The organism is Clostridium saudiense, assembly GCF_000577815.1.
Classification (GTDB): domain Bacteria; phylum Bacillota; class Clostridia; order Clostridiales; family Clostridiaceae; genus Clostridium; species Clostridium saudiense.
Genome location: NZ_CBYM010000012.1, coordinates 80,450 through 91,843, shown reverse-complemented (window position 1 = coordinate 91,843; position 11,394 = coordinate 80,450). Strand labels below are relative to the sequence as shown.

The 11,394-nt window shown below is 27.2% G+C and carries 11 protein-coding genes; 6 read left to right on the top strand and 5 right to left on the bottom strand.

Translation table 11 applies throughout. The features are described from left to right. Window positions 1-88 precede the first annotated feature (88 nt). Together TY07_RS08170 and TY07_RS08165 are read left to right on the top strand one after the other, a co-directional pair. A complete protein-coding gene (locus TY07_RS08170; RefSeq protein ID WP_042397907.1) occupies window positions 89-598 on the top strand; it encodes a hypothetical protein in 510 nt (169 codons plus the stop codon). Between the two features lie 309 nt (window positions 599-907). Beyond that, window positions 908-2,107 carry a PAS domain-containing sensor histidine kinase gene (locus TY07_RS08165; protein ID WP_052330650.1) on the top strand — a complete coding sequence of 400 codons (1,200 nt, stop codon included), beginning with the start codon at window positions 908-910 and terminating at the stop codon, window positions 2,105-2,107. A gap of 32 nt (window positions 2,108-2,139) precedes the next feature. On the opposite strand, the gene TY07_RS08160 is transcribed toward TY07_RS08165, so the two are convergent. The 5 genes from TY07_RS08160 to TY07_RS08140 all read right to left on the bottom strand — a co-directional run bounded on the left by TY07_RS08160 (window position 2,140) and on the right by TY07_RS08140 (window position 5,415). Continuing rightward, window positions 2,140-2,661 (bottom strand): permease, encoded by a 522-nt coding sequence (locus TY07_RS08160; RefSeq protein WP_042397929.1) that lies wholly within the window; start codon window positions 2,659-2,661, stop codon window positions 2,140-2,142. Between the two features lie 8 nt (window positions 2,662-2,669). Further along, window positions 2,670-3,155 carry a hypothetical protein gene (locus TY07_RS08155; protein ID WP_042397904.1) on the bottom strand — a complete coding sequence of 162 codons (486 nt, stop codon included), beginning with the start codon at window positions 3,153-3,155 and terminating at the stop codon, window positions 2,670-2,672. A gap of 147 nt (window positions 3,156-3,302) precedes the next feature. Next, complete coding sequence (locus tag TY07_RS08150; protein ID WP_042397902.1) at window positions 3,303-4,247, bottom strand: patatin-like phospholipase family protein; 945 nt, start codon at window positions 4,245-4,247, stop codon at window positions 3,303-3,305. A gap of 65 nt (window positions 4,248-4,312) precedes the next feature. Next, window positions 4,313-4,876, bottom strand: a complete 564-nt coding sequence (locus TY07_RS08145; RefSeq protein ID WP_042397900.1) for a chromate transporter — start codon at window positions 4,874-4,876, stop codon at window positions 4,313-4,315. Next, window positions 4,873-5,415 (bottom strand): chromate transporter, encoded by a 543-nt coding sequence (locus TY07_RS08140; protein WP_042397896.1) that lies wholly within the window; start codon window positions 5,413-5,415, stop codon window positions 4,873-4,875. Before TY07_RS08140 ends, TY07_RS08145 begins: the two co-directional genes overlap by 4 nt. A gap of 628 nt (window positions 5,416-6,043) precedes the next feature. On the opposite strand from TY07_RS08140, the gene TY07_RS08135 reads away from it, so the two are divergent. The 4 genes from TY07_RS08135 to TY07_RS08120 all read left to right on the top strand — a co-directional run bounded on the left by TY07_RS08135 (window position 6,044) and on the right by TY07_RS08120 (window position 11,391). Continuing rightward, window positions 6,044-6,850, top strand: a complete 807-nt coding sequence (locus TY07_RS08135) for a cation diffusion facilitator family transporter (RefSeq protein WP_042397895.1) — start codon at window positions 6,044-6,046, stop codon at window positions 6,848-6,850. A 253-nt stretch (window positions 6,851-7,103) separates the two neighbouring features. Then, window positions 7,104-9,605: an ABC transporter substrate-binding protein gene (locus TY07_RS08130; RefSeq protein ID WP_042397892.1), complete on the top strand. Its 2,502-nt coding sequence runs from the start codon at window positions 7,104-7,106 to the stop codon at window positions 9,603-9,605. Window position 9,606: 1 nt separating this feature from the next. Continuing rightward, window positions 9,607-10,530 carry a carbohydrate ABC transporter permease gene (locus TY07_RS08125; protein ID WP_078061312.1) on the top strand — a complete coding sequence of 308 codons (924 nt, stop codon included), beginning with the start codon at window positions 9,607-9,609 and terminating at the stop codon, window positions 10,528-10,530. 18 nt (window positions 10,531-10,548) lie between these two features. Then, on the top strand, window positions 10,549-11,391 hold the full coding sequence (locus TY07_RS08120) for a carbohydrate ABC transporter permease (RefSeq protein ID WP_042397889.1): 843 nt from the start codon (window positions 10,549-10,551) through the stop codon (window positions 11,389-11,391). Window positions 11,392-11,394 lie beyond the last annotated feature (3 nt).

The following is an 11,394-nucleotide window of genomic DNA, read 5'->3' as shown; positions in this document are numbered from 1 at the left end:
ATGATAAAAAAAGTTTTTAATAATGTATATATGTAAAATTATAAATATAATATTAATATAAATATTAGAAAATATAAGGTGATGAAAAATGCTTATTTCAGTTAAAGAAAATGTTTTTAAAAAAGAAGTTGAAATTAAATTTAATAATATTACTGAGGGGTTTAATAGATATAAGAATAAAACAATAAGTGCAATAAATGAGGAAAATTTTGAAAGGGGAATGATTTGCTTTTTAGAAGAAGCTGTAAAGTTAAATGGACTTAATAGTTCTTATGTTGACTTTTATTATAATTCTTTGTCTGAAGAAGACAAGGTTAAACTAGTAGAGATGGTAAGTGTAGATGATAGGAAATTTATAGAGTCATTTAAAGAGAAGAATACAACTGGTGGAATTTATTATTACTTGACTCTAGACAGTGTTCCTTTTATAAGTAGATTGAATTCAAATGAAATATTATTTTCAAGTATATATTTTACTAAAGAAGAGTGCACTATATGGGGTAACTACAATAAGAGGTTTCCTATATTTTATAAAGAGGAGCATGTATTAATGAAATATGTTGATATAGCTAACAAATATGGATTAATAATAGATTAATAAAGTAAATATGTATAAGAAACATGAAAAGTGGGAAATTGCGCAGGAGTTATAAGAACAATAAAATAAAATAGTATTAATTTTATTCAATAAAATAAAATATTTAATTATTAAAAAATATGGAAATTAAATTTTAATTATTATTTATATTAATAAAAATACATAAAAAAAGAAAAAAATAAGCTGATTGGTAAAAAAAGGTTGAAGAAAAAAGTAAATATATGTATAATGTATTTAGAAAGTTTTAAAGAGGGTATATTAGTAAATATTAAGAAGTATTGAGGATGGTACGGGGGGTATCGAGAGATTATGCAAGATCTTTTAGGATTAGATAGAAATGACCAACTAGAATATTTTTTTGAAATATCAGTTGATCTTATGGCTATTATAGGTACTGACAAGAAAGTTAAAAAAGTAAGTAAGTGTTGCAAAGAACTTTTAGGATGGAGTGAAGAAGAACTTACTTTATCAGAGTGGAGCAATTTTGTTCATGAAGATGATGTATTTAAAGTTTTATCATATATAAGAAATTCAAATATTAAAAACGGAATTAAGGGATTAGAGCTTAGATTTAAATGCAAGGATGAAAGTTATAGATGGATAGAAAGTAATTGTAGATATGTTGAAGAAAGTGAAGTATATATACTTACAGCTAGGGATATAACTGAGAAAAAACAAATTATGGAAGAAAAAATAGCTTATGAAAAAGCAATTGAATTAGAAAGTATAAAAAGTCAATTCTTTTCAAATATATCACATGAATTTAAGACACCATTAAATATTATTTTAGCTACAATGCAAGTAATAAATAAAAATATTGAAAATAAAAGTATAATTTCAATTGAAGGTGCCAATTTAGATAGATATATGAATTCAATTAAACAAAACTGTTATAGACTTCTTAGATTAGTTAATAATATTATTGATATAAGTAAAATCGACTATGGGTATTATGATATTGAGCTAGGAAACTATAATATTGTTAGTGTGGTAGAAGATATAACGATGTCCGTTTTAGAATATGTTAATAATAAAGGAATTGAACTTGTATTTGATACTGAAGTTGAAGAAGAGATAATAGCATGTGATCCGGATAAAATTGAAAGAATAATATTGAATTTATTATCTAATGCAATTAAATATACGGAAGCTGATGGAAAAATATCAGTTAATATTTATTCAGATAAAGAAAATGTATATATAACGGTTTCAGATACTGGAATAGGGATTCCAGAGGAAAAAATTAACAAGATTTTTGAAAGATATGAACAAATTGACAATAAGCTTACAAGAAACTTTAATGGAAGTGGAATAGGATTATCATTAGTAGGATCACTTGTAGAAATGCATGAAGGTAGAGTGTGGGTAGAAAGTAAGGTAAATGAGGGGAGTAAATTTATAATTAGTCTTCCAAAGAAAACCGTAGCTACTGAGAATGTAAAAAGTATAGATTTAACAAAATCAAAAGTAGAAAAATGTTCTATAGAGTTTTCGGATATATATAAATAAATGTAGGCACATAGATAAGTTAATCTATGTGCTTATTTTTCGTTATATATTTTTTCAAGCTCATTTTTAGGGGTTAATAAACTAACGAAGTAGCTCATAATCAGAACTCCAGGGATATCTATAATTAATCGAACTAAGGTAAATTTTAAACCTAATGCAGAAAACTCAAATAGTAATGTTGAGATTTTAGTCAAACACCAAGCATTCATAAAAATTATTACATTTGAGAACTTTGCACCTTTCTTTATTAAGACAGCTGTAAATGGAAATGAAGCATACATTGGACCTGCTGCTACAGAGCCAATTAGCATTGCTAGAATTATTCCAATAACTCCAGATTTATTGCCCATATATTTCATAAGTTTTTCTCTTGGAACCCATACATCCATTAATCCAAGCATTAGCATTATAGGAGGTAGTACTGATAGCATTTGTAGTATGTTTGATGTTACACTATTAATTACCTTTAAAAATACGTTATAACTAAAAAATGAAATTATAATGAGAAAAATTAAAGAAATAAAAAATGATCTGTATCGTTTTATAAATTTAATCAAAAATTTCATATAATCATCATAATCCTTCCTAATAAAAGTCCTACTATTATTGAAAAAATAAATCCTATGAAATTTCTAAGAAAAGCAGCTCTCTTGCCTATATATTTCGATTCAAGTGGATACGTCATTAAACCAACAAGAACAAGTGTTGATACTAAAGTACCAACTTGTGCATATCCAGCACCGCTTGACAGTAAGGTATTACCAAGTGAAAAAGCCACGAAAGTTGGCATCATTGTAATTGAACCTAGAATTGCTGAAAGAATTATACCTAAAAATCCAGAATTCGCACCTATGATTTTTGAAATTGTATCAGCACTAAGAAAAGCCAGTAATATACCAACAGTAACTACAATAAAAAGAAATTGAGGCATAATATTTTCAAAGGATTTTAATGCACTAATTAATGCCTTCTTTGTTTTAGGTTTATCTTTTATAAAGGATAAAACTAATAAAAAAATGGATAATCCATATAGGATAATAGAGGTCATATTAATCTCCTGATAAGTAATTTTATTTATATAATATGATCATTTAGTAGAGGAGGTTATAAAAAATATTTTCTCTATATATAAATATTGAGAAATAAACTACAACAATTAACTAAATTATTGTAGTTTATTAGATAAATATAAATTTTAATAATAATAGTGACCTCTATTGTCGCTTCTGTATCTAGAGATATAAGAGTCAAAGTTCCATTTGGCAAGGAATTCTTTAGCACATTTATATCCAGAATTAAATAGTGTTAAGTATTGATCTTTTGATATAGCAAAATCAATTGTGCCTATGTTATAGGTTCGTATTTTTATTGTTCTAACAGAATCCTTATTATTTAAAAATGCTTCATCGCTATTGGCTAATATAGTGTCAATAAGATCACAAGAGTAAGTTATTAAATTACTATTATTAGGATGATTTTTCTTTAAATCATTATCACTAAGAAGTTTTAATCCAAATGTAGGCCATTTAGGAGTGCCTTCAACATCAAAAAGCCATATAGGAAAATTGCTTAGTATTCCACCATCCACAATATAACTTGCTTCTTTTCCATTTTTTAATATAACTGGATTGAAGTAAAAAGGAAGGCTAATACTCATTCTTACAGCTTTAGCAATATTAAATTCCATTGGGTCTATATTATAATCCTTTAAATCATCAGGTAATACTATAAGTCTTTTATTTGTAATATCTGAAGCTATAACTTTAAGAGGACTTTCACCATTTTTGGCTATATCCTTAAATTTTGTTTTTCCTTTTGCTTTGTATAGATTATTGAGATATTCTTCTATGTTATTTCCTGAGAAGAGTCCTTTGTTTTTAAATAGACTAACTGTAGGACCTATGAAGGGAAGAAGAGTAAGTTTGTTTTTTTCATAGAAGTCTGTAAAATTTATGTTTAGTAACATGTTTTTTAAGTCTTTTCCTGTGTAGCCAACTGCTAATAATGAACTTACTATAGCACCAGCTGAAGTACCAGCAAAATGTTCAAATGTATATCCTTTTTCCTCTAAATAATAAATTGCCCCTAATAAGGCAATTCCTTTTACTCCACCACCTTCACATACGATATCGGCTTTCATAAATTCACCACCATACTATATTAAAATTAATATAGTATATGTTTTATTAGGGACAATGTTATTTTTTAAAATTTAAAAATTATTCCAATTACTGCTGCGCTAGCAATATAAACAATAGGATGTTTTTTGAATTTTGTAATTGCGAATAATAATATAATTAATAAAATTGTAGATTTAATATTGATTATATCTATTATTTTATGTGTTATGTTAAACTTATCAAAAGCTAAAATTGATACTTTAAATACTTCGTAACCAGCAGCCGCAATTAGTGCTGCAACAGCAGGTCTTAACCCGTAAAATATAGATTCAACAGTTCGGCTTTCTTTAAATTTATTTAAGAAATGAGCGACTATGATGATTACTATTACAGATGGTGTAACAAGACCTAATGTAGCAATTATACCTCCAAGTATTCCAGAAGCCTTAAATCCTGCAAATGTTGCCATGTTAACTCCAATAGCACCAGGAGTTGATTGTGATACTGCAATCATATCCATAAGAGTTTTTTGATCAAACCAATTGTATTTTGTAGCAAGTTCTGATAGAAATGGAATTGTTGCAAGTCCACCACCTACAGAAAATAAACCAACTTTAAAGAATTCTAAAAATAAAGTTAAATATATCATTTCTTTTCACCTCTTAAACCTTTAGCAATAAATCCTGTTAACCCAGCAGCTATTACTACATAAACAGGAGATAGACCTAAAAATGCAGAAATGATAAAAGCTAAAATTGCTACGATTGCACATAAATAATCTTTAATTGATGATTTTAGTAGTTTTACTACTGTGGTTATAATTAATGCTACAACAGCAACTCTAATGCCAGCAAAAGCACTTTGTACTATGGCTAAGTCAGCAAAGTTTTGAAGAAAGGCTGCAATTATAAGTATTATTATTAATGATGGAAATACAACACCTAATGTAGCTATAATGCCACCTATAATTCCTTTCAGTTTATATCCTATAAAAGTTGCAGTATTAACTGCAATTACGCCTGGAGTGCATTGCCCAACAGCGTAGTAATCAAGAATTTCTTTTTCAGTGGACCATTTTTTATTTTCGACGATTTCTCTTTGGATTAAAGGGAGCATAGCATATCCTCCACCAAAGGTTAATGCTCCAATTTTACAAAAGGTCCAGAATAAATCAAATAATTCTTTCATTATAAATGAGCTCCTTTATTAAATTAATGTTATTTTTGGTACTTTGATATAGAAAAAAATAATTAGCTATAAGTTCCAATTGATATTATATACTTAATTTGTACAATGTAACAGATTAATATTATATATAAATATAATATTAATCTAGGTAGTAATATTAGAAAGCGGAATGTAATAATCAACTACTAATTTGAAGAGGCTAATAAAAATAGTTACGTGGTAGTAATAATGATTAAAATATCTTGAATCATAATAAAAAATATATGAAGTAAAAATACCAAAATATAAAACAAATTAGATTTAAAATAACTAAAAATAATAATAAAATGTTAAAAAAATATTAAAATAGGTACATTTTAATAATAAAATAGGTACATTTAAGCTATTTACCAAAAATGTAATGAAGTAAAATGCATATATTAGTTGCAATTTTATAGCATTTTAATCATTTCAAAATTGACATGATTGCTGTATTATAATAGTATCTAGTTTTTTAAATTTAGAATTTTATATATGAATAGAGGTGAGAATAATGAAACTAGAGAATAAAATATTAAAAATATCAGTAGTAGGTGCGTTATTCTTTGCACTATTTGGTATTGCTTGGGGATGAGCGATAGATTCTGATATGATTATATTCGATGGATTATATTCATTTATCAGCGTAATTTTATCAATGATATCCTTATATATTAATAAATATATGGCTAAAAGAGATTTTGAAAAATTTCCTTTTGGTAAACATATTTTAGAACCAATAGTTATTTCTATAAAATCATTAATAATTGCAATTATGTGTTTATATTCATTAATTGAAGCTGTAAAAACAATAGCTAGTGGTGGTAATAGTTTAGAATTTGGATTAGCACTTATATATTCGATTGTATCGGTTGTAGGATGTGTGGGAATTTCTTACTATATGAAAGTAAAAGCAAAAGCATTATCTTCAGAACTTATCAAAGCAGAATGTACTCAATGGTTTATGGATACAGCATTAAGTGCAGCTGTATTAGTAGCGTTTTTAGTTGCAATGGTATTAGCAAATACTAAATTAAATTTCTTAAATCCATATATAGATCCAGGAATGACAATAATTGTTTCATTAATTTGTATTAGAATTCCATTAAAAGGATTTATAGAGAGTTTTAAAGAAGTAATATGCGTAAAAGCAGATGATGAAATAAATGATGATATTTATGTATTAGTTAAAGAAATTGAAGAAGAGTACAATTTTGAAGAATCTATAACAAGAGTTTCTAAAATTGGACGTGAACTTAGAATTGAAATAGATTTTATTTATAATAAAGATAGTAAGCTTAAAACTTTAGATCAAATGGATAATGTAAGAGAAGAAATAAATGATGCTATAAAGCATATTGATTATAATAAATGGTTAAATGTTTCATTTACAGGTAATAAAAAATGGGCAATATAAAAGTTAGCGAAAGCTGGCTTTTTTTGTTTTCATAAATTGTTGAAAATAATTGTAAGAAAAAATTAAGTTTTAATTAACTTAATATTAATTATTATATTATAAGATTTATATGGAACTTTTTAGTAAATGTGGAAGTCTAATAATAAAGAGAAATTTATTAGCATGTTAAAAATAAAGAATAATATGTTAAAATATATTAAAAAGTGTTATTATAGAATAAAATGTAAAATAATAAAATTTACTGGAGGCAAATATGGGGAAAAATTTAAAAAAAATAATGGCTATTACCTTATCGTTTACATTAGCTGTTGGTATCACAGGGTGTTCAAAGGGGAGCGGAAAATCTTCAATGGGAAGATATGTTGAAGAAAGATATGAATCACCAACAAATGGATATGCTCAGAATCTAACAACATTAGAAGATGGAAGAATAGCAATGTTTGGTTATTCAGAAGAAACTTCTAAAGAAAGTGCTTTTATATCAGAAGATGGGGGACAAACTTGGACAAATGAATCTATAGAATTGCCGAAACAAGAAGGCAAGGAAACATATACAAATAATATTGGATATTTAAATGATGGAAGAATTTTAGTGTCTTATTATTTTGCTGATCCATATGTTGAACCATCAGAAGATGAAGGAGCGGTTGATGATTCATTATCTACTGAAGGTGAAGATAGTGAAATTATGAATGAGGGAGATTATAGCTATGAAGAGCCAGAATTTAAGTATGCAGTTATTGAAACTGATGGAACTATAACTGATATTGATTTAGATCTTGAATCATATAATGATGGTGAAGAGTCATGGGGATATAATACTTTTAAATGTGCACCTAATGGAGATGTATTTTTCTCAGCTGGTAGTAACAATGAGTTAGTTGTTCAATTTGATGGAGAAACATTTGAAGAAAAATATGTTTATGAAGGTAGCGATTATATAGATAATTTTGTATTTGTAGGAGATTCATTAATTACAACTTCATATGATGCAATTATTGAATATGATATTACAAATGGTAAAGAAAAAGGAAATTTAAAAGCTTTAGAAAAAGAGGCTTTAGGAGAAAATTCTAATTATTATCCGACTTTTGTTAATTCAGGAAGCAAAGATACACTTTACTATTATACGACTTTAGGCTTATATGCTTATGATATGAAAAGTGAAAAAGCAGATATGATTATAGATGGTGCAATTTCTACTTTTGGGGATAATGAAAGTCAATTAATGGGCTTTGTTGAAAAAGGTGAAAAAAATTTCTTAGCTGTATTTAGTGATTGGTCAAATAGTGGATTATCAGTTATTAATTATACTTATGATCCAGATATTCCTTCAGTTCCTGAAAATCAATTAGTTGTTTACTCATTATTAGAAAATTATACAATAAGACAAGCTATTTCAAGCTATGCTAAAGAACATCCAGATACATATGTTAAATATGAAATTGGATTAAATTATGGTGATGGGACAACTCAATCAGATGCACTTAAAACTTTAAATACAGAAATAATGGCTGGAAATGGTCCAGATGTCGTAATTTTAGATGGATTAACTGCAGAATCATATATAGAAAAAGGTTTATTAGAAGATATGAGTGATATAATAAATCCTTTAGTTGAAGATGGAACAATCTTTAAGAATATTGCTGATGCATATACTAATGATGGAAAGATATATCAAATACCAACATCTTTTAAATATCCAATATTACTAGGTAATAAGGAAGATATAGATTCGGTTTCAGATTTGAATTCATTAGTTGAATTAACTAAAAAACTATCTACACAAACAGATAAAAGGATATTTGAGAATTATTTTAGTCCGAGATCTTTAGTTTATTTATTATATTATTTATACGGTAATGATTGGTTAAATGATGATAATACAATAAATGAAGAAGCATTAAATAATTTCTTTACAAAAGCTAATGAAATGTATGGCTATCTTCAAACTAATGAAGAAGCATATATGAAAACTATGGAAGATAAGTATTCACAATTAGAGGAATATAGTGAAGATTTTGATATGAGTGTTGATAGTGAAGAGTACATTGATGAAGATGTTGATGGAGAATATAGTGAAGAAGATTATGAGGATCTATATGCAGTATATGATTTACAGTATTATTTAAATCCAACTATTTATGCAGATTCATTCTTATTTGATAGATCATCATCATTAGCTATGGGTGGGCTTTCTGGAACTTATGATTATGGAACAATGGTTACTGTATTAAATAACTCTCCGGAAATTAGTTATAAAGTTTTAACTAGAGGAGAAGAAAATATATTTATTCCTTCTAACATAGTTGGAATTAATGCAAAAGGAAAAAATAAAGACCAAGCAAAAGAAATAGTAACTTCATTACTTAATGGTAACTCTAATGATAGATATTCTAGTGATGGATTTAGTATAAATGTAAATAAATTTAATGATGCCTTTTCTATCGAAAAGATGAAGGAAGAAGGATATGAATTAGAGCTTGATGAAGCAACAAATCATTATACTCAAGGTACATGGGGATGGTCTGATGAATTTGGAAATTCAAAAGAAGTAAATATATTATTACCTAATGATGAAGATGTAAGTAAGTTAAAAGGTGAAATAGAAAGCTTAAATGTTGGAACTACAGTAAATACGGTTTTATTAACAGAAGTTGCAAAACAATTTGATTCATATGCACAAGGGGAAATATCTTTAGAGGATGCTATAAATACAGTTGTAGATAACTTGGATTTATACTTATCGGAGTAATATGGAAGAGTTAAAAGAAAATAAAATAAAGCAATTAAAAAAAATAGGAAAAGCAAAGACAAAAAAAGTTGAACAAGAAGAGATTAAGAGAAAGACAAAATATACAGGGTTGTATTTTGTATTACCAAGTTTAATAGGGGTAGCAATTTTTACATTGCTTCCCTTCTTAGATGTATTTATTAGATCTTTCCAAAGTGCAATTTCAAGGGAATTCACAGGAGTACAAAACTATGTTGAAGTGTTCAATAATGCAGCTTTTAAGTTAGCCGCAAGTAATACAATAAGATTTGTACTTATATGTATACCGTTATTATTAACATTATCATTATTATTAGCAGTTGCATTAAATAAATTTACAGAAGCATCAAAGGTACTTAGAACAGCATTTTTAATACCAATGGCAGTACCAATTGCATCAGTAGTGTTAATATGGAATATTGTTTTTAACCAAAATGGATTCTTAAGTGGATTTTTAGATAAGTTTAATATTGCTGGCCAAGATTGGATGAGTACAGGATGGGCTTTTTGGATATTAGTATTTAGTTATATATGGAAGAATCTTGGCTATAATATAATTTTATGGCTAGCAGGATTAAATTCTATATCTAAGGAAATATATGAATCTGCTAAAGTTGATGGTGCTAATAACATACAATGTTTCACGAAGATTACATTGCCTTGTTTAAAGCCTACTTTATATACAGTTTCGGTTTTATCACTTCTTAATTCTTTTAAAGTATTTAGAGAAGCATACTTGGTTGCTGGTGATTATCCAGATAAGAGTATGTACTTATTACAACATTTGTTTAATAATTGGTTTAGAGAATTATCGTTTGATAAAATGGCAGCAGCTTCAGTTCTTATGGCCATTGTTATATTTGTTTTAATTATGCTATTACAAAGAGCTTGGGAAAAGCAAGATTAGAGTGAGGTGATTTATACAATGAAGAAAAAGATATTATTTATTATATTAGTTGCTATATCTATATTTATGTGTTTCCCAGTTATATTTTTATTAGCAGGATCATTTATGGGAGTAGATGAATTAACAGCTTATTTAGGGCCAGTTTTATCTGAAAAAGGAAAAGGATTTGTAAGCTGGGGGTTATTGCCTAGCTATCCAACACTAAAATCATATATAGAGTTATTATTAGATACTCCAGAGTTTTTCGTAATGTTCTGGAATTCAGTAAAAATAGTATTTTTCTCTGTAGCTGGACAACTTTTGTTTGGAATTCCAGCAGCTTGGGGATTTGCTAGATATAAATTCCCATTTAAGAAAATATTATTTACTATTTATATAGTTGTAATGTTAATGCCATTCCAAGTAACTATGCTATCAAGTTATTTAGTATTAGATACAATGCATTTACTTGACAGTCATGCAAGTATTATATTACCAGCTATATTTTCTACATTTTCAGTATTTATAATGTATCGATTCTTCTGTAATATACCAGAGTCAATTATTGAATCTGCAAGAATAGACGGGGCTAGTGAACTTGTTATTTTTGCAAAGATAGGTGTTCCTTTAGGAATGCCAGGCATAATGTCTGCAGTAGTATTACAATTTTTAGAATACTGGAATTTAATAGAACAACCACTTACATTCTTAAAAGATAAGGCATTATGGCCATTATCGATTTATTTACCCAATATTACTTTAGAAAATGCTGATATAGCATTTACAGCATCTGCTGTAACATTAATAGCTGCTATAATAGTATTTTTTGCAGGACAAAGCTATTTAGAGCAAGGTATTGCAGCATCAGCAGTAAAGGAATGATAA